The sequence below is a fragment of the Citrobacter sp. RHBSTW-00017 genome (genome assembly GCF_013797615.1).
Taxonomy (GTDB): domain Bacteria; phylum Pseudomonadota; class Gammaproteobacteria; order Enterobacterales; family Enterobacteriaceae; genus Citrobacter; species Citrobacter braakii.
Genome location: NZ_CP056899.1, coordinates 4,393,190 through 4,415,831, shown reverse-complemented (window position 1 = coordinate 4,415,831; position 22,642 = coordinate 4,393,190). Strand labels below are relative to the sequence as shown.

Here is a 22,642-nt window from a genome sequence, read left to right as displayed (position 1 = left end):
AATGCGAATATTTGTCTACGGCAGTTTACGAACCAAACAAGGCAACAGCCACTGGATGACCAATGCCCTGTTGCTGGGAAATTTCAGTATCGACAACTACCAGTTGTATAGCCTGGGCCACTATCCAGGCGCCGTTCCGGGAAAAGGAACAGTACACGGGGAAGTTTATCGTATTGATAACGCCACGCTGGCAGAGCTTGACGCTCTGCGTACCCGCGGCGGTGAATACGCACGCCAGTTAATTCAAACGCCGTACGGAAGTGCATGGATGTACGTGTACCAACGTCCGGTTGATGGCTTAACGCTGATTGAAAGCGGTAACTGGTTAGACCGAGACCAGTACTGATATGAACACGCCACCCTCGGGTGGCGTTGTTTTATTCTGGATTTAAAACTCCACGCGCGCGCCGAGGTTATAGCGGCGTCCTTCCACCTGTGCGGATTCGTTCCACGCGGTTGTCAGTTTCGGATCTTCATCCAACACGTTGTAGACTCCAGCCATCAGTTGCGTGTGCTTATTGAGCTGATAACGTACGCCTACGTCCACCATCGTGTAGTCATCGTATTTATAGTTATTGCCGCTGTTGCGGTTACTGCTGCGATAATTCACCGTACTCCATACGTCCAGGCTTTGCGTTGCCGCCCAGTTCAGCGACAGATTCGCCATATGGCGTGGATAATCGTTTAGCGCGTAGCCTTTGTTAACGCCGCTTTTTTGTTCGCTGTGGTTCCAGGTGTAGTTAGCGTTGGCTTTTACATCGGCTGTAATCTGCCAGTCGGCATTCAGTTCTATACCGTATACATCCGCCTCGCTGACGTTGAAGTATTTACTGACGGAATCCGCGTTGTAGCCGTTGACGGAGCACTGGTTCGTCGACGTGGTTTCACAAATAGTTTGTTCAGCAATTTTGTCTTTGAACTGCGTATAGAAGACGGTGCTGTCGACCGATAGCGCATCTCCCGTCCAGTAGAGGCCCAGTTCAGAGTTAACGCTTTGTTCAGGTTTCAGGTCGTCGTTACCAACGGTGAGGAAGGGATAAGGTACGGTTGAGCCGTAAGGGGTTACGAAGTTGCTGGACGTCGCACGCAGCTCCGGTTTTTTATAGCCTGCGGAAACGCCGCCTTTCAGCGCCCAGTCATTGCTAAAGGCCCAGTTACCGTACATTTTCGGCGTAATATGTGTGCCAAAATTGTCATCCTGGTCCATCCTCGCTGACGTGGTCAGGATGAAATCGCCAATGCTCCAGCCGTCTTCAGCAAACAATGCCCAACCGTTACGGCTGATTTTGGTCACCGGGTCAGATCCGGGCAGCGTTTTGTTGGCCACATCAAAGCGGTCATTCAGCTCTTCGCGCGTGAAATTCGCCCCAACGGTCAGTTTATGGGTGTCGAGCGTGAAAGTGGTTTGCGAATTGGCGACGTAGTTCTCCATCTGCACATACTGCGGGGATTGTCCGTCATAAACGTACTTCGAACGGCCTTTTTCATAGTTTATGTAGTTGGTCGTCGCGATGGTGTCGTCTGCATACCAGCCGGTATGCGTCAGGGTGGCGGCGTTACGATCGAACAGCCATGACCACGGCGCACCGCGTTTCTGGGTACGGTTTTTTTCCTGCTCACCGGTGACCACGTTGAGATCGAACAGGTTATTCTCGCTGGCGGCCAGGCCCAATGTCATATCAACGGATTTACGATTGTGTTTGCCAAAATAGTTATTGCGATCGTCATCGCGACGGTCAAGCCAGTCGGCCGCCACGCTAAGGCCGAGAACATCGGGCACAATCGGCCCCATGGTAAACAAATTCATCTGGCTGGTATTACCTAAATACTGGTGTTCCTGCAGCCAGGTATTGGCAGCAATTGCCGTGGTCCACTCTTTTGCGCCGTACGGTTTTTTGGTAATGACGTTAACCACACCGCCGATGGCGTCTGAGCCGTACAGCGAGGACATCGGCCCACGGATAACTTCGATACGCTCAATGGCCTCCATTGGCGGTAAGAAGTTGGCTTCAGTACCAATATCATGTCCGTAAGGGCGAGATTCACCGGTATTTTGTTTGACGCTGTTGACCATAAAAGCGGTATAGGACGGGTCCATGCCGCGGATCATAATGCTGCCGGCGTTCATACCGCTGCTGTTGGTGACCGAGACGCCGGGAAGGTTTTTAATGGCTTCACCGATGCTACGGTCCGGCTGAATATCCAGCGTGTTACGATCGATAACTGAAATAGTGGCCGGCGCTTCGCGTTTTTGCTGCGAGAATCCGGATGCGGTGATCACCATTTCATCTTCGCTAGTGCGTGAGGTCTCGGTGAGTTCTTCTGCCTGGGTGGGGAAAATAACACCGCCTGAGAATGCAACGATCCCTGTCAGCGTAATAAGTTGACGCGTTTTCATAATATAGACACCTGAAAAGTAAAAAATAAAAACATCACCTTGCAGCTCAAAAAAGCTGCAAGGTGCAGATAGTTTTTTAATTATTAATATTTAGAGAGATCGATTTTCAGCACGTAGTCGGGCTTCACACCTGTCATTTTTTCCGACTGTTTGACGCTGACGTACAGGGTGTTAGCATCTGCCGAGAGCGCCAGGCTGTTAGGTAATGCATTGGTTTCAATGCGTTGTTTTACCTGGTAGGTCTTGCTGTTCACAATGCTAATGCGTTTAGCATTACGGTGGGTGATATAAACTTCCTGGCGTTTTTCGTTATATATCACTGCCAGCGAGTTAATAACCTTAATTGGTGCAATAACCTTACCGGTATTAAGATCAACAACCAGTACGTCCGCTAAATCCGGATCGGTCAGGAATGCGCGGTTATTTTTTGCATCCAGGGCAATATTCAGGAAAAAATGTTTTTTATCTGGCTCAATGGTAAAGCGATTAATAATTTGATGGTTGGTGGTATCCAGCGTAATAAGCTCGTTTCGGCCATTCACAACATACAGGCGGTTCTTATTTGCATCCACGGCCATGCCGGTCGGGTACTGGCCCATGTTCTCGAGGGTGGCGATTTTCTCGCGCTTTTGTGTGTCCACCACCCAGACTATGCCTTTTTCAGCCACGCCGGAAACGTACAGACGGTGGTGCTGTTTATCGAGCACCATTTCACGCGTATGAACAATATCTTTCGGGTTTTTGGCTTCGCTCAGTTGCAGTATCGCCAGCTCTTTACCGCTGCGGGTATCGACTAGCGTTACTGAACCTTCCAGCGTGTTGCCGACATACAGCACCTGGTTTTCTTCATCCAGCGCGGTGGCAAAGGCACGACGACTGGTGTCGATGACTTCAGTCGTCGTGAGTTTCTCCAGATCGAGTTTGTAGATAAGCCCGCTGGTTTTATCTTTATCAAACGACGGCGACGAGGCGACAAAAAGTGCATTCTGCTGGCTATCAACCGCCAGCTCATACACGCCGTTACCGACATCGCGGGTCAGAAAATCTTTCTCAGGTAGCGTCTGCGCCACGCTGGACAGGCTGGTAAATAACAGCGCTGTGGCGAGTGCCACGCAGGAATAGCGTTTCAGGGACTTCACATTGTGGAGGTTCATTGACTTTTATTCACATTTATTTACATACTGAGAATGATAATGAGATCTAATATCATTCGCAATTAAGATAAATGAAATGTGACTACCCATTCTGGTAGGTCAAAAAGAAAACAGCGAAGGGGAGAGGTGGTAGAACGTAGAAATTTAAAAACCCTTACTAACCAGAGACTGGCGTTCAGGGTTTTAAGCTAACGCGAACTTACTTCTTCGCGCGCTCGAAAGAAGCAACGATTTCAGCTTTAGCGGCTTCAGCGTTGTCCCAACCGTCAACTTTTACCCATTTGCCCGCTTCGAGATCTTTGTAGTGTTCGAAGAAGTGGGTGATCTGCGCTTTCAGCAGTTCCGGCAGGTCGGTCACATCTTTGATGTGATCGTATTCTTTGCTCAGCTTAGTGTGCGGAACCGCAACCAGTTTCGCATCTTCACCGGATTCGTCAGTCATTTTCAGTACGCCAACCGGACGGCAGCGGATCACTGAACCTGGCTCCAGCGGGTACGGAGTCGGGACAAGAACGTCTACCGGGTCACCGTCCAGAGACAGGGTGTGGTTGATGTAACCGTAGTTGCACGGATAGAACATCGCGGTGGACATGAAGCGGTCAACGAACAGGGCGCCGCTCTCTTTGTCAACTTCGTATTTGATCGGATCTGCATTGGCAGGGATCTCGATAACAACGTAGATATCTTCCGGCAGGTCTTTACCGGCAGGGACGTTGAGTAAGCTCATGTCTGTTTCCTTTAAATAAGCTATGGCAAACAAGTGGCGGGTATTATAGCCAACTCGCGCTGAATGTCTCCGCTTGTTTTCGCTTTCTCTGCGCTCATTTTCTTCTTTTTACCCCTCTCTCGTGACAGAAAAATCCATATCTTCAGCCGCATTTTTCATAGCGGGATGAAAGCGATTACAAAGTTGTGATTAACGTTTTATTTACTTTTTTGAAGTGTGATGTAACGCAATTCGTTACATGCTCAATTGTCTATAGTTTTTTCGCGACGGTTTATTAACCAACAATAATCACCCTACGAGGACGCACTTATGTGGAAGCGCTTACTTTTAGTCACAGCAGTTTCGGCAGCCATGTCGTCTATGGCAATGGCAGCCCCTTTAACCGTAGGATTTTCGCAAGTTGGCTCTGAATCCGGCTGGCGCGCCGCAGAAACCAACGTTGCGAAAAGCGAGGCTGAAAAGCGTGGTATTACGCTGAAAATCGCTGACGGCCAGCAAAAGCAGGAAAACCAGATTAAAGCAGTTCGCTCATTTGTTGCGCAGGGCGTTGACGCCATCTTTATTGCGCCAGTCGTGGCAACGGGTTGGGAACCGGTTTTAAAAGAAGCTAAAGATGCCGACATTCCGGTCTTTTTGCTCGATCGTTCCATCGATGTAAAAGACAAATCTCTCTATATGACCACGGTCACTGCCGACAACGTGCTGGAAGGTAAATTGATCGGCGACTGGTTGATTAAACAAGTGAACGGCAAGCCGTGTAACGTCGTTGAGCTGCAAGGGACCGTCGGGGCCAGCGTGGCCATCGATCGTAAAAAAGGGTTTGCTGAAGCCATCGCCAACGCGCCAAACATTAAGATTATCCGCTCACAGTCCGGCGACTTCACCCGCAGTAAAGGGAAAGAAGTGATGGAGAGCTTTATCAAAGCGGAAAACAATGGCAAGAACATCTGCATGGTTTACGCCCATAACGATGACATGGTGATCGGGGCGATCCAGGCGATTAAAGAAGCGGGCCTGAAACCCGGCAAAGATATTCTGACCGGTTCCATCGACGGCGTACCGGATATCTACAAAGCAATGATTGACGGTGAAGCCAACGCCAGCGTCGAGCTGACGCCGAATATGGCAGGCCCGGCATTCGACGCGCTGGAGAAATTCAAAAAAGACGGCACGATGCCTGAAAAGCTGACCATTACCAAGTCGATCCTCTATCTGCCGGATACGGCGAAAGAAGAGTTAGAGAAGAAGAAAAACATGGGCTACTAGTTTTGCTGCCGGTCTTCCGTAGGCCTGATGGCGTTGCGCTTATCAGGCCTACGAAAAGGCCGTGATTTCGTACCGGAGGAATGCCATGACCACCGACCCCCATCAGGAAATCCTCCGCACCGAAGGATTAAGCAAATTCTTTCCCGGCGTCAAAGCGCTGGATAACGTAGATTTCAGCTTGCGTCGCGGTGAGATTATGGCGCTGCTGGGAGAAAACGGAGCCGGTAAATCGACGCTAATCAAAGCGCTGACCGGCGTTTACCATGCAGATCGCGGCACGATCTGGCTCGAAGGCCAGCCTATCTCCCCCAAAAATACCGCCCATGCCCAGCAGTTGGGGATCGGTACCGTGTATCAGGAAGTGAATCTGCTGCCCAATATGTCGGTAGCGGATAACTTGTTTATTGGCCGTGAACCGCGGTGTTTTGGCCTGCTGCTGCGCAAGCAGATGGAAAAACGCGCGACGGAGTTGATGGCGTCATACGGTTTTTCCCTCGACGTGCGCGAGCCGCTGAACCGCTTTTCCGTGGCGATGCAGCAGATCGTCGCTATCTGTCGGGCGATCGATCTCTCCGCGAAAGTGCTGATCCTCGATGAGCCCACCGCCAGTCTTGATACCCAGGAAGTAGAAATGCTGTTCGGCCTGATGCGGCATCTGCGCGATCGGGGCGTCAGTCTGATCTTCGTTACCCATTTCCTCGATCAGGTCTATCAGGTCAGCGATCGCATTACCGTCCTGCGTAACGGCGGCTTCGTTGGCTGCCGTGAAACCCGCGAGCTGCCACAGATCGAACTGGTCAAAATGATGCTGGGTCGCGAACTGGATACCCATGCGCTACAGCGTGCGGGCCGTACGTTGCTGAGTGATAAACCAGTGGCGGCCTTTAGCGACTTTGGCAAGAAAGGCACCATCGCGCCGTTTGATCTACAGGTGCGCCCTGGTGAGATCGTCGGTCTCGCTGGACTGCTGGGATCCGGGCGAACGGAAACGGCGGAGGTGATCTTCGGTATTAAACCCGCCGACAGCGGCAGTGCGCTGATCAAGGGCAAAGCGCAGACCTTGCGATCGCCGCATCAGGCTTCGTGTCTGGGGATCGGCTTCTGTCCGGAGGATCGCAAAACGGATGGTATTATCGCCGCCGCCTCGGTGCGGGAAAACATCATTCTGGCATTACAGGCGCAGCGTGGCTGGCTGCGGCCTATTCCGCGGAAAGAACAAAATGAGATTGCCGAGCGTTTTATCCGCCAGCTCGGAATTCGCACCCCCAACGCTGAACAGCCGATCGAATTCCTCTCCGGCGGCAATCAGCAAAAAGTATTGCTCTCGCGCTGGTTACTGACCAAACCGCAGTTCCTGATCCTCGATGAACCTACGCGTGGGATCGACGTCGGCGCGCATGCCGAGATCATCCGCCTGATCGAAACGCTGTGCGCGGATGGTCTGGCGCTGCTGGTGATTTCATCCGAACTGGAAGAGTTAGTGGGCTATGCCGATCGGGTCATTATTATGCGCGATCGCAAACAGGTGGCCGAGATCCCGCTGGCTGAATTGTCCGTACCGGCGATCATGAACGCCATTGCGGCCTAAGGAGACTATGGTGATGCCTCAATCTCTCCCTCAATCCACTCCGCCGCAACGGCGATTCCGCTGGCCAAAGGGCATGCCACAACTGGTGGCGCTACTGCTGGTGCTGCTGGTTGATAGCCTGGTCGCGCCGCACTTTTATCAGGTGATTTTGCAAGATGGTCGGCTGTTCGGTAGCCCGATTGATATTCTCAACCGTGCCGCCCCCGTGGCGCTGTTAGCGATTGGCATGACGCTGGTGATTGCCACCGGCGGCATCGACCTTTCCGTAGGCGCCGTCATGGCTATTGCCGGTGCCACCACCGCGGCGATGACGGTGGCCGGGCACAGTTTGCCGGTGGTGCTGCTTGCCGCCTTAGGCTCCGGCATTCTGGCAGGGTTATGGAACGGGATTCTGGTGGCAATCCTCAAAATCCAACCGTTCGTTGCCACGCTAATCCTGATGGTGGCCGGGCGCGGAGTGGCGCAGCTTATCACCTCCGGGCAGATCGTCACCTTCAATTCGCCCGAACTGTCGTGGTTTGGCAGCGGCTCGCTCTTACTGTTCCCCACGCCAGTGATCATTGCCCTGCTAACGCTGGTGGTGTTCTGGTTACTGACGCGTAAAACGGCGCTGGGGATGTTTATTGAAGCGGTAGGCATCAACATTCGTGCGGCAAAAAACGCCGGGGTGAACACGCGCATTATCGTGATGCTCACCTATGTGCTGAGCGGTCTGTGTGCGGCTATCGCCGGCATTATCGTCACGGCGGATATCCGCGGGGCAGATGCCAATAACGCCGGATTGTGGCTGGAACTGGATGCCATCCTGGCGGTAGTTATCGGCGGTGGCTCGCTGATGGGCGGGCGCTTTAATCTGCTGCTGTCGGTGGTCGGGGCATTGATTATTCAGGGCATGAACACCGGGATTTTACTGTCGGGCTTCCCGCCAGAACTAAATCAAGTGGTCAAAGCCGTGGTGGTGTTGTGTGTGCTGGTCGTGCAATCACAACGCTTTATCAGCCTGATAAAAGGAGTGCGTGGTCATGATAAAACGTAATTTACCGCTGATGATCACCCTCGGCGTGTTTGTGCTGGGTTACCTCTACTGCCTGACACAGTTTCCGGCTTTTGCTTCAACCAGAGTTATCTGCAATATCCTGACCGATAACGCTTTTCTGGGCATCATCGCCGTGGGCATGACCTTCGTGATTCTCTCTGGCGGGATCGACCTGTCCGTTGGCTCGGTGATTGCGTTTACCGGCGTATTTCTGGCGAAGGCCATTGGCTACTGGGGTATATCTCCGCTTTTGGCGTTTCCCCTGATTCTGCTGATGGGCTGCGCGTTTGGCGCGTTTATGGGGTTACTGATTGATGCGCTGAAGATCCCAGCATTCATTATTACCCTGGCGGGAATGTTCTTCCTGCGCGGCGTCAGCTATCTGGTGTCTGAAGAGTCGATCCCAATTAACCATCCGGTTTATGACATGCTCTCAAGCCTGGCATGGAAAATTCCCGGCGGCGGTCGCCTGAGTGCAATGGGATTGCTGATGCTGGCGGTAGTCGTCATTGGCATATTCCTGGCGCACCGTACGCGCTTTGGTAATCAGGTTTACGCTATTGGCGGCAACGCCACCTCTGCCAACCTGATGGGGATCTCAACCCGCAGCACGACCATCCGTATCTATATGCTGTCGACCGGGCTTGCGACGCTTGCCGGCATTGTCTTTTCAATTTACACCCAGGCGGGTTATGCGCTGGCGGGCGTCGGCGTTGAGCTGGATGCGATTGCCTCAGTCGTGATTGGCGGAACCCTGTTGAGCGGTGGGGTCGGTACGGTGTTAGGAACGTTGTTTGGTGTCGCCATTCAGGGGTTGATCCAGACCTACATTAATTTTGATGGCACATTAAGTTCCTGGTGGACGAAGATCGCGATTGGCATTTTATTGTTTATTTTTATTGCCTTACAGCGCGGTCTGACGGTACTTTGGGAAAATCGTCAAAGCTCGCCAGTAACCAGAGTGGGGACGGCGGCAACACCAAAGTAACATCCTGATTTTTCACTAAACATTTAAATACCTAAACTTTTTCCGGTTGTAGTCGATAGGTTCTGTACAGGTCTGTTTTAACCCTACAACCGGAAATATAACGATGCCAAAATCCCTTTCAATTCGATCAAGTTTGTTGGTGTTATTGTCTCTGCTGACGTTCCTTCTGTTGCTGACCGGCGGTATGGGGCTGTATGCCTCTACCCGTATCATTACTTCTTTGATTTACCACGGTATTATGAGCGCCTCGATGTTGGCTGCCCTCGCGTTGCTGGCGGTGATTTGGTTCATGCTGCGAAATAAGTTTCTCAAGCCGCTGGATAATATGGTTGAGCAACTGGAACGCCTGGCGACGGGGGATTTGTCGCCGGTTACCGCGCTGTCGGCCAGCGCCGAATTCAACCGTCTGAACGCGGCAATGGATGAAATGCGCCATGCGTTGGGCGACTCGGTACAGCGTGTCCGCGATGCCAGTTTACAAATTGATATTGGTAGCCGTGAGCTGACGGCCGGGAACCAGCATCTGGCGCAACGTACTGAATCGACAGCCACTTCGCTGGAGCAGACCGCAGCCAGTATGGAAGAGCTCACGGCGACCGTGAAACAGAATGCGCAGAACGCGGAACAGGCACACCAGTTGGCAAAATCGGTGTCGGATACCGCCGATCGCGGCAGTGAGATGGTGTGCTATGTGATTGAGAAAATGCGCGATATTTCCGGCAGTTCCAGCCGAATCGCCGACATCCTCAGCGTAATCGACGGTATTGCTTTCCAGACCAATATCCTTGCGCTAAATGCTTCTGTTGAAGCGGCGCGTGCCGGTGAGCAAGGGCGGGGCTTTGCGGTCGTTGCAGGTGAAGTGCGTAATCTGGCCAGCCGCAGCGCCGAGGCGGCAAAAGAGATCCGCACGTTAATCAGCGATTCACACACCCACGTGGGAGAAGGCAGCGAGCTGGCGCAGCAGGCGGGCGAAACCATGGATGAGATTGCCAATGAAGTGATGCGCATGACCAAACTGATGCGTGAAATTGCCAGCGCGTCGCAGGAACAGAGTCGCGGCATTGAGCAGGTGAATATCGCGGTGATTCAGATGGATGAAACGGCGCAGCAAAATGCGGCGCTGGTACAGCAATCTTCAGCGGCTACCCGCTCGCTGGAAGAGCAGTCACATGCGCTGCTCGAAGCAATGGCGGCGTTTAAAGTACAAACGGCGTAGGGGATAAATTTGCCGGATGATGGCGTTAACACGTCTCATCCGGCAAAGCGTATTACGCGTCCGGGAATTCGCGGATAAAGCGTTCTACATCTTCAACCATATGGTCGTTACCTACGAAGAAGGAGCGACGCTGGTGCAGGCTTTCCGGGGTGATATCCAGAATGCGATCTTTACCATCGCTCGCTTTGCCGCCCGCCTGCTCGGCCAGGAAGGCCATCGGATTGCATTCGTACAGCAGGCGCAACTTCCCTTGCGGGTGGCTGGCGGTGCTTGGGTACAGGTAGATCCCGCCTTTGAGCAGATTACGATGGAAATCCGCAACCAGAGAGCCAATGTAGCGCGAGGTGTACGGGCGCTGAGTTGACTTATCTTCTTCCTGGCAGAATTTAATGTACTTCTTCACGCCGTTCGGGAATTTAATGTAGTTGCCTTCGTTAATGGAGTACGTGCTGCCTTTCGCCGGGAAGCGCATACGTTCCTGGCTGAGGCAGAATACGCCCAGAGAAGGATCGTAGGTGAAGGCGTGTACGCCACAGCCGGTGGTATACACCAGCATGGTGGAAGAACCATAAACAACGTAGCCCGCAGCAACCTGCTTGTTGCCTGGTTGCAGGAAATCCTCTTCCGTGACCGGCGTGCCTACTGGGGTTACGCGGCGATAAATAGAGAAAATCGTACCGACAGAGACGTTAACATCGATGTTGGATGAGCCATCCAGAGGATCCATCAGCACAACATATTTTGCGTGTTCACAGCCTTCAAAGACGACGATTTCATCTTCTTCTTCCGAGGCAATGCCCGCCACAATGTCGCGCGCCTTCAGTGCAGCTTTCAGTTTTTCGTTCGCGAACAGATCGAGTTTTTGCTGAACCTCTCCCTGCACGTTCTCAGCACCGCTGGCACCCAGGATATCGACCAGACCGGCCTTGTTGATATCGCGGTGGATGATCTTGGCGCCCAGCTTTATTGCCGACAACAAAGCAGTGAGTTCACCGGTAGCATGAGAAAACTCGTGCTGCTTTTCGACAATAAATTCACCTAACGTTTTCATAACACTTTCCCTGCAATTTATGTGGAGTAAAGCGACCGCAACAATATTAACAAATATTTCCATTGTCGCGCTTAGGTGAATCGCGCCAGCAAACTACGGAATATCCTGAAATGCGTTTCTCACTTGCCGGACATGTGCGTAAAATGGCACCCAGATTAAAAAAGGATAGTGACGTATGCGCATTCATATTTTGGGAATTTGTGGCACTTTCATGGGCGGTCTGGCGATGCTGGCGCGCTCACTCGGTCATGAAGTAACCGGTTCGGACGCCAATGTGTATCCGCCGATGAGTACCTTACTTGAGAAGCAAGGCATTGATCTGATTCAGGGTTACGATGCCAGCCAGCTCGATCCGCAGCCGGACCTGGTGATCATTGGCAATGCCATGACCCGGGGTAATCCGTGTGTGGAAGCGGTGCTGGAAAAGAACATTCCGTACATGTCCGGCCCGCAGTGGCTGCATGACTTTGTACTGCGCGATCGTTGGGTACTGGCGGTTGCGGGGACGCACGGCAAAACCACCACCGCCGGAATGGCGACCTGGATCCTCGAAGCCTGCGGCTATAAGCCTGGCTTTGTTATCGGCGGCGTACCGGGTAACTTTGAGGTTTCCGCGCGTCTGGGTGAGAGCGACTTCTTCGTTATTGAAGCGGATGAGTACGATTGCGCCTTCTTCGATAAGCGTTCTAAATTCGTACATTACTGCCCGCGTACGCTGATCCTCAACAACCTTGAGTTCGATCACGCTGATATCTTTGACGATCTGAAAGCGATCCAGAAACAGTTCCACCACCTGGTGCGTATCGTGCCGGGCCAGGGACGCATTATCTACCCGGAAAACGACATCAATCTGAAACAGACGATGGCGATGGGCTGCTGGAGCGAACAAGAGCTGGTTGGTGAACAAGGTCACTGGCAGGCGAAAAAGCTGACCACTGATGCATCCGAATGGGAAGTGTGGCTGGACGGTGAAAATGTTGGCGTGGTGAAGTGGGGCCTGGTAGGTGAGCACAACATGCACAACGGTCTGATGGCGATTGCTGCCGCGCGCCATGTTGGCGTCGTGCCTGCAGATGCAGCCAATGCGCTGGGCTCGTTCATCAACGCTCGTCGTCGTCTTGAGCTGCGCGGCGAAGCCAATGGCGTGACGGTGTATGACGATTTCGCCCATCACCCAACGGCCATTCTGGCAACGCTTGCGGCGCTGCGCGGTAAAGTGGGTGGCACGGCGCGCATCATCGCGGTGCTGGAACCACGCTCGAACACCATGAAAATGGGCCTGTGCAAAGATGACCTGGCGCCGTCGTTAGGGCGTGCGGACGAAGTGTTCCTGCTGCAACCCCCGCATATTCCGTGGCAGGTAGCAGAAGTCGCTGAAGCCTGCGTTCAGCCTGCGCACTGGAGCGGCGATGTGGATGCGCTGGCAGATATGGTGGTGAAAACTGCACAGCCTGGCGATCACATCCTGGTGATGAGTAACGGCGGGTTTGGTGGCATCCATCAAAAACTGCTGGATGGCCTGGCGAAGAAAGCCCAGGCAGAAGAAGAGTAAAAAAATGCCCGGTGGCGCTACGCTTACCGGGCTTACGATCCGTTGTGGGCCGGATAAGGTGTTTACACCGTTATCCGGCACTTTCTCAGGAGCACGATCTCCGTTGCCATCCGGCCTTCTGGTTACGCCATACTTCTCAACGGAATGGGAAGCCTCTATATGGAAATTTATAACTCAGATCGCAGAAATTAATTTCTAAATCATAAAATCTATTTCCGCTTTTCCCTTGCTAATATCCCCTCGAGAGCCAATGTGGCGTAAGTGCCACATAATAAAAGGTGCGCTCCATGCGAAAAAATTTAACCAATAATGAACTGCGAGTTTATAAATTCTGTCAGGAGAATCCTGCTGATGTTTATAAAATGAAAATTCATGAACTGGCAGATCGCGTTTATACTACCGCGCCATCTATTTCTAAGTTGGTAAAGAAATTAGGCTTTAATAATTTCCAGGAGTTTAAGGTCAACATTCGGGACGTATTCTCCAGATCGCAAAACTCGCAGCACCATAACGCGTTTGTTAGCGAATATATACAAGAAATGCAGGATGCTTTAACCAGAGTGTCTGAGAATAAAGTCAAATTCTTTTGTGATTTTTTGTCCGACTGCAATACGATTATCACCTGGGGATACGGTACATCAGATAGCGTGGCGAACTATGTTAGCTATAATCTGATGGTGCTGGGCTTTAATATCCTCAATGAAACAGACTACACCAACTGTAATGTCCGCAGCCGCTTTCTGACCGCTAACGATTGTATGCTGATTGTTTCCAACAGCGGTGAGTCAGAAATGCTGGAAGAGATAATTTTTAATGCCAGAAAAAACGGCATCAAGGTGGCCGCGATTACCAGCCGGGAAAACTCTACGCTGGCGCTTAAGGCCGATGCGGTCTTGATCTACAAAAACGCCATTATTAAAGATACTGCTTTCGAAAATATAAGCTATCCGATCCAGATAGCCATCGTAGATATTATGCTTTTCCATTTGTCCAATGTCAGAAAAGTGTCGTTGAAATTTAATTCAAAAGTAGAAGACTAATGAAAAAACTAAAACTCGTGGTGATTGGTGCGGGTAGCAGCTATACGCCAGAACTGATTGAAGGGGTAATTAAAAACTACCACCAGCTTCCCATCTCTCACATCGCTTTTGTCGACGTTGAAATGGGTAAAGAGAAAATGAACATCATTTTCGATCTCACCAAAAGAATGCTTGCCAAAGCAAATTTACCAATTGATGTCATCCAAACTTTTGACCGCAAAACAGCGCTGCTGGGTGCCGACTTCGTGGTGACTCAACTGCGCGTCGGTGGTATCGATGCCCGAATCGTTGATGAAAAACTGCCGAAGTCATACGGTTTTATTGGCCAGGAAACCAACGGTGCGGGCGGGATGTTCAAAGCTCTGCGCACCATTCCGGTCATCATTGAAATAGCGAATGAAATGAAGGCGATTTGTCCAAACGCCTGGCTGATTAACTTCACCAATCCAGCTTCCATGGTGACAGAAGCGGTACTCAAATACAGCCACAACAATCGGGTCATCGGCCTGTGCAATGGTCCTGTCAATATGACCCATCAGGTGGCCGGGCTGCTGAATGCCAACGTAGAGGATTTATACGTCGAGTTCAAAGGCTCCAACCATATGAACTTTATTACCAAAATTTTGCATAACGGCGTCGACCGTACCCGCGAAACCATCGAGATAATCAACGCCGCCGACGTCGATGCACTGAGCTTTAAAAACATCAGCAATGAGCAGTTTAATAAAGAGCTGCTGGCCGCCACCAATCTGATCCCCTCTTCCTATTTAAAATACTACCTTAAGACGACTGAAATGCTGGCCGAGCAGGAAGCAGCCGAGCAATCACGAGGTGAGATCGTCAAAAATATCGAAGCCGAACTGTTTAAAAAATACAGCGACGTTACGCTTCAGGATAAGCCTAAAGAGCTGGAAGCCCGCGGCGGTGCGCTTTATTCCACCGCCGCGCTGAACGTTATTCGCGCTATTTACCTCGACGATAAGAGCATTCAAACCGTCAACGTTCGTAACGGCGGTGCTATCACTAATTTACCGGAAGAGGCGGTAGTTGAAGTGAACTGTGTGCTTACCCGTAATGGTCCGATTCCAATTTGTACTGGCGAGATCCCATCTCCTGCGAAAGGGATTGTTTCCATGATGAAAGACTATGAATCGCAGATCGTTAAAGCCGCCGCCACCGGCGATTATCAAGCGCTTATTTCAGCCTTTATTTTCAACCCATTATGCTCAAGCGATACTTCGGGTGTGGCGTTAGTCAAAGAGATGCTGCTGGCCAATAAAAAGTATCTTCCTTTATTCGCCAAAAAGATTGAATCACTTTAATAGCGAGAAGAAACGGATGAAATGTACAACGTTTGATACCAATGCCGCGCTGGCTGAACAGGTCGTTAGTGAGCTATCCGCGCTCAAACCACATTCTCGCGTGCTGATCCCCTCCGGTAGCACGCCTCACTGGATTTACGAAGCACTGGCAGCGACACCGTTTGCCGAACGCCTTACCTTCTTTGCGCTGGATGAGTGGGTCAACGTGCCCAGCGAATCAGATGGCAGCTGCCTGAACATGATTAATCAGGACTTTGTGCACAAATGTGCCTATCCGGTGCGGTTAGTCCATTTCAATCCGTTTGCCTCTACGGCACAAAATATTGCCCATTACCAAACCGCGCTCAACGGTGAAGAGTTTGACTATGTAATTCTGGGCGTGGGAATGAACGGGCATATCGGCTTAAACGAGCCGGGCGTGCCGTTTGATGAGGATTATCTACAAACTCAACTGGATGACGTAACAATTAACGTCGCCAGCCATAAATACTTCTCCGGAGATGTCACCCTCACCGAGGGGATTACCGTCGGGCTGAATAAAATCATCAAGGCTGGAAAAGTGATTGTCATCATCAACCACGATACGAAAAAAGATATTTATCAGGAGATTGTTAACGGCGATGCGCACCACACTCAGGTTCCTGCCATCTATATCAAGCAGTTCCCGCAGGTTAATTATTACGTGACAAAAAACCTTATAGGGTAAGCGGGCATGAGCATAACCTCTCTACTCGAACAAAAGATGTTGCCACTGGCCGAGAAAATCTCGTCAAACATCTACCTGACCGCACTAAAAAATGCGTTTATTGCCCTGATTCCCTTTTTGATTGTCGGTTCATTTTTCGTATTGTTAACCAACTTTCCTGTTAACGGCTATCACGAGTTTATGAGTTCGCTGTTAGGGGAAGGCGTGCTGGATAAGCTCAATTACGGGATTAACGCCAGCTACGGATTAATGACGCTGCTGGTGATTATCACCTTCTCAAAGGAGTTAGTTGAAAAGCTTAATCTCAGCCAAAGTTCCGCTATTTTACCGGTGGCGATCTTCTTCTTAATGTCGCCTGGTCATATTACGACAGGATCGGGAGAAATCGTCGTCGATGCTTACGCGCTGATCGACTTTAGCTCTGAATCGATGTTCTTAGGGATTATCGTCACTGTGGTCACCATCAAGGTGGTCCAGTTTCTGGAAAACAGGGCTTTTACCATCAAGATGCCTGCGAGTGTCCCGCCAGAGATTGCCAGGTCGTTTAAATCGCTGGTACCTATCTTCTTAGTGCTACTGTTCTGGATTATCGTCAAGGTGCTGTTTGAGAACACGCCTTTTGGTACGCCAGGGAAATTTATCAGCGTCATGCTGCAACAGCCGTTGCTGTATCTGGGGAATTCCCTCTTATCGCAACTGATTGCTGAGATGATGATCAGTTTCTTCTGGTTCTTTGGGATCCATGGCGACTCTATCATGACATCCGTAATGGGGCCTATCTGGCAAACGCTCAGTGCGCAGAACCTGGCGCAAACTCAGGCCGGGCTGGTAGCGACCAACATCATTACTCAGCAGTTCAGGGATGTCTATTTGATTGCCGGCGGTACGGGTTTTACCGGGGCACTGTTGATTAGCATCTTTATGGTTGCCAAAAGTACGCGATTAAAGCAGCTCTCACGGCTGGCGGCACCGGCGGCAATTTTTAACATTAATGAGCCGGTTATTTTTGGTTTGCCAATCGTGCTTAATCCGCTGATGCTTATCCCGTTTATCATTACCCCAATGGTGCTGTGTACGGTTACTTATGTGGTTATCGCATTCGGCTGGGTTCCCCCCACCTCTGGTATCTCCATTCCCTGGACAACGCCGATCTTTATTTCTGGTTTCCTCACCACCGGGATTTCAGGCATTGTTTTACAGGCCGTGAATCTGGTTATCGCCACCGCGATTTATACACCGTTCGTGAAGATTTTAGATAAGCAGTATCTGCATGAAGAGAGCCAGTCAGAGAACGCTATGGGCGAAATGCAGCCCCAGCAGTAAGAGCGCAGAATCCAGGCCGGATGAAGTATTTACATCATCCGGCACTTTCTGCAGACGAAGAGGTTAGATTTCGTTTTCCGCCAGTTCACGCAGATACTGGAAAATCTGACGTGCTGATTTCGGCGGCTTGTTGCCTTCTAGCTCTTTCTTCGCATTGCGAACCAGAGAACGAAGCTGCTGGCGATCGGCGTTTGGCCACAGGTTCAGCACTTCCGCTACCGCATCATCACCTTCGGCGATCAGGCGATCGCGCAGTTGCTCAAGCTTGTGAAACAGTACAACCTGTTGGTTGTGACGGTTTTTCAGCTTGTCCAGCGCCTGACGGATAGGATCAACATCGCGCTGGCGCAACATTTTGCCAATCAGCTGCAGCTGGCGGCGGCGACCTTCCATCTTAATACGCTGGGCCAACTCAATCGCGGCACGTAAATCCGCGTCGAGCGGGATTTTATCCAGCGCGTTTTTCCCCAGTTTTACCAGTTCCACACCCAGGTGTTTTAACTCCTCGGCGTCACGTTTTATTTCACTTTTACTAACCCAGATAATTTCATCGTCTTCGTCTTCGATGTCATCACCGGGAACGTCGTCGAGCCAGTCTTCGGGCTGCTTAGTCATGTCAGGCTCCTTAAAAAAAGAGGCTAATGTTACCAGTTAAGATGCGCACTGAAAAACGGTTCTCTGTTAGACTTCAGAGAAACTCTCTCTACATTATGGCATTTGCGATGAAAGTAATCTCACAAGTTGAAGCGCAGCGTAAGATTCTGGAAGAAGCGGTCTCGACGGCACTGGAATTAGCGTCAGGTAAGTCGGATGGCGCGGAAGTCGCTGTGAGCAAGACCACGGGTATTAGCGTCAGCACCCGTTATGGTGAAGTGGAGAACGTAGAATTCAATAGCGATGGCGCGCTGGGGATTACGGTTTATCACCAAAATCGTAAGGGCAGCGCATCGTCCACCGATTTAAGCCCGCAGGCGATTGCACGTACCGTGCAGGCCGCGCTGGATATTGCACGTTACACCTCACCGGACCCGTGCGCGGGCGTGGCAGATAAAGAACTGCTGGCCTTTGATGCGCCCGATTTGGATCTGTTCCACCCGGCGGAAGTTTCCCCTGACGAAGCTATCGAACTGGCAGCCCGCGCTGAACAGGCGGCGCTGCAGGCCGATAAGCGTATCACCAATACCGAGGGTGGCAGTTTTAACAGCCACTATGGCATCAAAGTGTTTGGTAACAGTCACGGGATGCTGCAGGGCTACTGTTCCACGCGTCACTCTCTTTCCAGCTGCGTCATCGCGGAAGAAAATGGCGATATGGAGCGTGATTACGCCTACACCATTGGCCGGGCGATGGGCGATCTGCAAACGCCGGAATGGGTGGGGGCAGACTGTGCTCGCCGCACCTTATCTCGCCTCTCTCCGCGTAAACTTTCCACCATGAAAGCGCCGGTGATTTTTGCCAACGAAGTAGCGACTGGGCTGTTCGGACATCTGGTCGGCGCGATTGCCGGTGGTTCGGTGTACCGTAAATCCACCTTCCTGCTCGACTCGCTGGGCAAACAAATTCTGCCGGAATGGCTGACTATTGAAGAACATCCGCACCTGCTGAAAGGGCTGGCGTCGTCGCCGTTCGACAGCGAAGGCGTACGGACCGAACGCCGTGACATTGTTAAAGACGGCGTGCTGACCCAATGGCTGCTGACCAACTATTCCGCACGTAAGCTGGGACTGAAGAGCACCGGTCATGCGGGCGGGATCCACAACTGGCGAATTCCGGGACAGGGTCTAAGCTTCGAGCAGTTGCTCAAAGAGATGGGCACAGGTCTTGTGGTTACCGAGCTGATGGGGCAGGGCGTTAGCGGCATTACCGGCGATTACTCGCGCGGCGCGGCGGGTTTTTGGGTCGAAAACGGCGAAATTCAGTATCCGGTGAGTGAAATTACCATCGCCGGTAACTTAAAAGAGATGTGGCGCAATATTGTGACCGTAGGCAACGATATTGAAACGCGCAGTAATATTCAGTGTGGTTCGGTATTGTTACCGGAGATGAAAATCGCCGGGCAATGATACTCGTTAAGGCGTTAATTTTTTAATAATAAAAAAGGAAGTGAGCAATGCGTAAACACCTGTTAGCGATCGTCGCGGCTTCAACGCTGGTTCTTGGTTCTTCTGCGTTTGCAGCCGATCTCGAAGATGACATGGGGATCCTCAACGACAACCTGAAGATCGTCGAAAAAACGGACAATGCGACTGAACTAAAAGACGCGTTGACCAAAATGCGTGCAGCCGCGCTGGATGCTCAAAAGGGAACGCCACCGAAGCTGGAGAGCAAATCCCCGGACAGTGCGGAGATGAAAGATTTCCGCCACGGCTTTGACACGCTGATCGGTCAGATTGACGGCGCGCTTAAACTGGCGAACGAAGGTAAAGTCAAAGAGGCGAAAGCCGTTGCGGAAGACCTGAAAAAAACGCGCAACGAAAACCACAAGAAGTTCCGCTAATCTACTCTATCCGGCCTGCATAACCGTAGGCCGGATAAGACGCTGCGCCCCTGCATCCCATAAGTAAACGCTATCCCCATCACATTTTTTCATTTTTATCGTCCATTCATTGTTCGCATTTCCTTCCATTTTGCTGCTCACTCTTGCGATCTCAATCACATTCTTCCAGTGATTAATCGTGGTCCTGGCCCTTTTTGCGGCACAGATCACTATCGCTGCGCCCCTTTCCACTTCGAAGTGGAAAACAACTCGCTACAAACTTTTAACCCCCGCCGCTAAGTTACCCTCAGAGCCACTAGTGGGGTAAGACGAGTGAATAACGGAGCTGTAATGAATGACATGGGGGAATCGGTGGAACTGGCCGACCGCATGCTGGCGCAGGTGTATGCCTTGCTGCGTGAACGCCACATTATTCCCAACGCTGTACAGGAACAGATGCTGACGTCGCATGTTCGCGCCATGGCGCACCGCTCGGTAACGGGTGAACCCTTACCAGAAGTCGATGCCAGCTTGTTTGATGAAATTTCTGCCGAATCAATGGCGCTTGCCCGTGACGTGGTCGCTGAGTTTGGCAATCTTCCTGAGGAAGAGGCCTGGCTGCTGTCGGTGCACTTCGAAGTCGCAAAAGACAACCTTTAAGGAGCAAAAGATGGAACAGATTACCGTAGTGATTGGCGATCGTCTGGGTAAAGGCCAGAAAGTGGCGGCAGGCGTTGAGAAAGCGGGCGGCCGTGCGGTTGTGGTGCCGGGCGTTGCGGCAGATATGAAGCTGGGTGACGTGATGAAAGCGGAAAACGCCACCTTTGGCATCTCGTTTTGCGGCAGTGGCGGCGCGGGTGCGATTACCGCGCAGACCAAATACGGCTACAAGGCGAAATACGGCATGCGCTCGGTTGATGAAGGGGTCACGGCCATCAACGAAGGTTGCAACGTGCTGGGGTTCGGTTTTATGGACAAAGAAGAACTCGGTGAGCGCCTGGTACAGGCGTGGCAAAAGAAACACGGCGCTTAAGCATGAAAGAACAATTCACCACCACGGTGAGAGTCACTGGCAAGGGCGAGGCCAAAGCGCGCGCCTTTGCCGATGCCCTGAACCACGTTCAGGCAGCGGTGATGAAAGCGTCGCCGCATATCTTACTGCGTATTGAGCCACAGGATGTGCAGGTTGTTCAAGCTCGTGAATCGGTGCGCAAAGAGGCATTTTTATACCTCTTTTTGCGCCGGGAAAGACGCACCTTCAGCGTGGAGCTGGACGTGACCGTCAACGTGACTGCCATCAATCTCGACAAGGTGGATTTCGTTACGCAACGCTGATTCTTTATTAAAAGGCATAATTATGTTCCTGATAATATTAATAAAATCGCTCATCATCGGCGGCCTGGTTGGCGTCGGTGTCGGCGCTGGGGCTGCACGCATGTTTCATGCGCCTACCACTCAAGGGATGGGCGCGTTTCGTACTCTGGGAGAACTGAATTCCTGCGAAGGGGATCCGGCTTCTCACTTCTCGTTCGGCCTGGGCTTTTTCTTTAACGCCTGGGCTTCCTCCGTTGCGGCGGGGGCGTTCACTCAGGACGTCGACCATCGCATCATCCCCAACTGGGGCGCTGCTGCGCTGATGGTTAAAAACCGCAACGTCGGTGAAACGCTGCACGATCCCAAGCGCATGGCGATTGCCTGCGGTGTTATCGGGATGATCGTCGTGACCTTCCTGAACCTCACAGCGTCATCCGTACCGGAAGCGTTGCAGGTGACCGCCGTCAAGGTGCTGGTGCCTGCGGCTAACCTGCTGGTCAACACCGTGATGCCGGTGATCTTCTGGCTGGCGGCGATCGATGCCGGTAAAAAATCAGGCTTCTGGGCCACCGTCTTTGGCGGCGCGGCGCAGCTGATTATGGGCAACGCCGTTCCGGGTCTGGTCCTTGGCATTCTGATCGGTAAAGGCGTGGAAGAGAGCGGCTGGAACCACGTCACTAAAGTGATGATGGTGGCTATCGTCGCGCTGTTTGTCCTGAGCGGCTTCTTCCGCGGCTTCGACATGAAGATGATCGAATCCTTCCATCTGACCGTGCCTAACTGGCTCGAACTGATCCACAACTCGCTCAGCGGCAAATAACGGAGGCCATCATGGAACAGAATAAAGGTTTTTGGTTCGCTGACTGGTCGTTCCCGATCTTCGTTGGCCTGCTCTCCTCTGGCGTATTTGCCGGAACGCACATGTACTACCTGTACGGTATTGGCGCATTTAACGAAGTCGCTTTTGTGGCGATGCTGAAGGCGGGAATGGACACCGGCTCCTACGGGGCGGTGGCGGCATTTGGTGCAAGCTTCCTGTTTGCCCGCATCATTGAAGGTTCGCTGGTGGGGATTCTGGATATTGGCGGGGCTATTCAGACCGGGGTCGGGTTAGGTGTTCCGGCGCTGCTGTTGGGCGCAGGTATTATCTTCCCGGTTGCCAACTTCGCAGCGTCGCTGGTCACCGGTCTGGTGATTGGTCTGGCGATTGGCTACATCATTATTCTGGCGCGTAAGTTCACCATCAACCAGAGCGACTCGACCTACGGTGCAGATGTCATGATGGGGGCCGGTAACGCCTCTGGCCGCTTCCTCGGACCATTGATTATCCTCAGCGCGATGACGGCGTCTATCCCTATCGGCATCGGTTCACTGGCGGGCGCGCTGCTGTTTTACCTGTGGCAGAAACCGATCACCGGCGGGGCGATCCTTGGGGCGATGATCCTCGGGTCCATCTTCCCGATTGCCATTAGCTAACTGTTGATT

23 protein-coding genes are annotated in these 22,642 nt (G+C 51.9%); 18 read left to right on the top strand and 5 right to left on the bottom strand.

The features are described 5' to 3' along the window. Window position 1: 1 nt before the first annotated feature. Window positions 2-346 carry a gamma-glutamylcyclotransferase gene (locus HV037_RS21265; RefSeq protein ID WP_029139743.1) on the top strand — a complete coding sequence of 115 codons (345 nt, stop codon included), beginning with the start codon at window positions 2-4 and terminating at the stop codon, window positions 344-346. Window positions 347-388: 42 nt separating this feature from the next. On the opposite strand, the gene HV037_RS21260 is transcribed toward HV037_RS21265, so the two are convergent. The 3 genes from HV037_RS21260 to ppa form a co-directional block, all read right to left on the bottom strand. Continuing rightward, complete coding sequence (locus HV037_RS21260; RefSeq protein WP_101700311.1) at window positions 389-2,398, bottom strand: TonB-dependent receptor; 2,010 nt, start codon at window positions 2,396-2,398, stop codon at window positions 389-391. Window positions 2,399-2,481: 83 nt separating this feature from the next. Beyond that, the gene (locus HV037_RS21255; RefSeq protein WP_103283408.1) at window positions 2,482-3,552 is read right to left on the bottom strand and encodes a YncE family protein; all 1,071 of its coding nucleotides are present in this window, start codon (window positions 3,550-3,552) and stop codon (window positions 2,482-2,484) included. A 199-nt stretch (window positions 3,553-3,751) separates the two neighbouring features. Further along, window positions 3,752-4,279 (bottom strand): inorganic diphosphatase, encoded by a 528-nt coding sequence (ppa, locus tag HV037_RS21250; protein WP_003025726.1) that lies wholly within the window; start codon window positions 4,277-4,279, stop codon window positions 3,752-3,754. Between the two features lie 309 nt (window positions 4,280-4,588). On the opposite strand from ppa, the gene ytfQ reads away from it, so the two are divergent. The 5 genes from ytfQ (at window position 4,589) to HV037_RS21225 (ending at window position 10,373) form a co-directional block, all read left to right on the top strand. Then, complete coding sequence (ytfQ, locus tag HV037_RS21245) at window positions 4,589-5,545, top strand: galactofuranose ABC transporter substrate-binding protein YtfQ (RefSeq protein WP_016151454.1); 957 nt, start codon at window positions 4,589-4,591, stop codon at window positions 5,543-5,545. A gap of 85 nt (window positions 5,546-5,630) precedes the next feature. Then, on the top strand, window positions 5,631-7,133 hold the full coding sequence (gene ytfR / locus HV037_RS21240) for a galactofuranose ABC transporter, ATP-binding protein YtfR (RefSeq protein ID WP_103283409.1): 1,503 nt from the start codon (window positions 5,631-5,633) through the stop codon (window positions 7,131-7,133). A 13-nt stretch (window positions 7,134-7,146) separates the two neighbouring features. After that, window positions 7,147-8,169, top strand: a complete 1,023-nt coding sequence (gene ytfT / locus HV037_RS21235; protein ID WP_016155534.1) for a galactofuranose ABC transporter, ATP-binding protein YtfT — start codon at window positions 7,147-7,149, stop codon at window positions 8,167-8,169. Then, window positions 8,156-9,157, top strand: a complete 1,002-nt coding sequence (gene yjfF, locus HV037_RS21230) for a galactofuranose ABC transporter, permease protein YjfF (RefSeq protein WP_016151457.1) — start codon at window positions 8,156-8,158, stop codon at window positions 9,155-9,157. Before ytfT ends, yjfF begins: the two co-directional genes overlap by 14 nt. 103 nt (window positions 9,158-9,260) lie before the next feature. Further along, window positions 9,261-10,373: a methyl-accepting chemotaxis protein gene (locus HV037_RS21225; RefSeq protein ID WP_016155535.1), complete on the top strand. Its 1,113-nt coding sequence runs from the start codon at window positions 9,261-9,263 to the stop codon at window positions 10,371-10,373. A 52-nt stretch (window positions 10,374-10,425) separates the two neighbouring features. On the opposite strand, the gene fbp is transcribed toward HV037_RS21225, so the two are convergent. Further along, a complete protein-coding gene (gene fbp, locus HV037_RS21220; protein ID WP_016151459.1) occupies window positions 10,426-11,424 on the bottom strand; it encodes a class 1 fructose-bisphosphatase in 999 nt (332 codons plus the stop codon). A gap of 175 nt (window positions 11,425-11,599) precedes the next feature. Here fbp and mpl point away from each other — a divergent pair, with 175 nt between their 5' ends. From mpl to HV037_RS21195, 5 genes are all read left to right on the top strand, one after another. Continuing rightward, window positions 11,600-12,976, top strand: a complete 1,377-nt coding sequence (gene mpl, locus HV037_RS21215; protein WP_016151460.1) for a UDP-N-acetylmuramate:L-alanyl-gamma-D-glutamyl-meso-diaminopimelate ligase — start codon at window positions 11,600-11,602, stop codon at window positions 12,974-12,976. A 287-nt stretch (window positions 12,977-13,263) separates the two neighbouring features. Next, the gene (locus HV037_RS21210; protein ID WP_049041861.1) at window positions 13,264-14,016 is read left to right on the top strand and encodes a MurR/RpiR family transcriptional regulator; all 753 of its coding nucleotides are present in this window, start codon (window positions 13,264-13,266) and stop codon (window positions 14,014-14,016) included. Beyond that, window positions 14,016-15,338 carry a 6-phospho-beta-glucosidase gene (locus HV037_RS21205; RefSeq protein ID WP_103283411.1) on the top strand — a complete coding sequence of 441 codons (1,323 nt, stop codon included), beginning with the start codon at window positions 14,016-14,018 and terminating at the stop codon, window positions 15,336-15,338. The genes HV037_RS21210 and HV037_RS21205 overlap by 1 nt, the downstream gene beginning before the upstream one ends. A gap of 16 nt (window positions 15,339-15,354) precedes the next feature. Next, window positions 15,355-16,044: a 6-phosphogluconolactonase gene (locus HV037_RS21200; RefSeq protein WP_016155538.1), complete on the top strand. Its 690-nt coding sequence runs from the start codon at window positions 15,355-15,357 to the stop codon at window positions 16,042-16,044. 6 nt (window positions 16,045-16,050) lie between these two features. After that, window positions 16,051-17,367, top strand: coding sequence for a PTS transporter subunit EIIC (locus HV037_RS21195; protein ID WP_049270638.1), 1,317 nt, complete (start codon window positions 16,051-16,053; stop codon window positions 17,365-17,367). Between the two features lie 63 nt (window positions 17,368-17,430). On the opposite strand, the gene yjgA is transcribed toward HV037_RS21195, so the two are convergent. After that, entirely contained in the window at window positions 17,431-17,982 is a 552-nt protein-coding gene (gene yjgA / locus HV037_RS21190) for a ribosome biogenesis factor YjgA (protein ID WP_053389026.1), read from the bottom strand. Between the two features lie 95 nt (window positions 17,983-18,077). On the opposite strand from yjgA, the gene pmbA reads away from it, so the two are divergent. The 7 genes from pmbA to HV037_RS21155 all read left to right on the top strand — a co-directional run bounded on the left by pmbA (window position 18,078) and on the right by HV037_RS21155 (window position 22,633). Then, window positions 18,078-19,430, top strand: a complete 1,353-nt coding sequence (gene pmbA, locus HV037_RS21185) for a metalloprotease PmbA (RefSeq protein WP_047358563.1) — start codon at window positions 18,078-18,080, stop codon at window positions 19,428-19,430. 47 nt (window positions 19,431-19,477) lie between these two features. Beyond that, a complete protein-coding gene (cybC, locus tag HV037_RS21180) occupies window positions 19,478-19,864 on the top strand; it encodes a cytochrome b562 (RefSeq protein ID WP_016155540.1) in 387 nt (128 codons plus the stop codon). A gap of 330 nt (window positions 19,865-20,194) precedes the next feature. Beyond that, window positions 20,195-20,503 (top strand): PRD domain-containing protein, encoded by a 309-nt coding sequence (locus HV037_RS21175; protein WP_016151467.1) that lies wholly within the window; start codon window positions 20,195-20,197, stop codon window positions 20,501-20,503. A gap of 10 nt (window positions 20,504-20,513) precedes the next feature. After that, window positions 20,514-20,876, top strand: coding sequence for an SFCGS family glycine-rich protein (locus HV037_RS21170; RefSeq protein WP_003830384.1), 363 nt, complete (start codon window positions 20,514-20,516; stop codon window positions 20,874-20,876). A gap of 2 nt (window positions 20,877-20,878) precedes the next feature. After that, window positions 20,879-21,178: a DUF4312 family protein gene (locus HV037_RS21165; protein WP_103283412.1), complete on the top strand. Its 300-nt coding sequence runs from the start codon at window positions 20,879-20,881 to the stop codon at window positions 21,176-21,178. Window positions 21,179-21,200: 22 nt separating this feature from the next. Continuing rightward, complete coding sequence (locus HV037_RS21160) at window positions 21,201-21,977, top strand: DUF4311 domain-containing protein (RefSeq protein WP_005134210.1); 777 nt, start codon at window positions 21,201-21,203, stop codon at window positions 21,975-21,977. An 11-nt stretch (window positions 21,978-21,988) separates the two neighbouring features. Continuing rightward, on the top strand, window positions 21,989-22,633 hold the full coding sequence (locus HV037_RS21155; RefSeq protein ID WP_003830379.1) for a DUF4310 family protein: 645 nt from the start codon (window positions 21,989-21,991) through the stop codon (window positions 22,631-22,633). The last annotated feature ends 9 nt before the right edge of the window (window positions 22,634-22,642 follow it).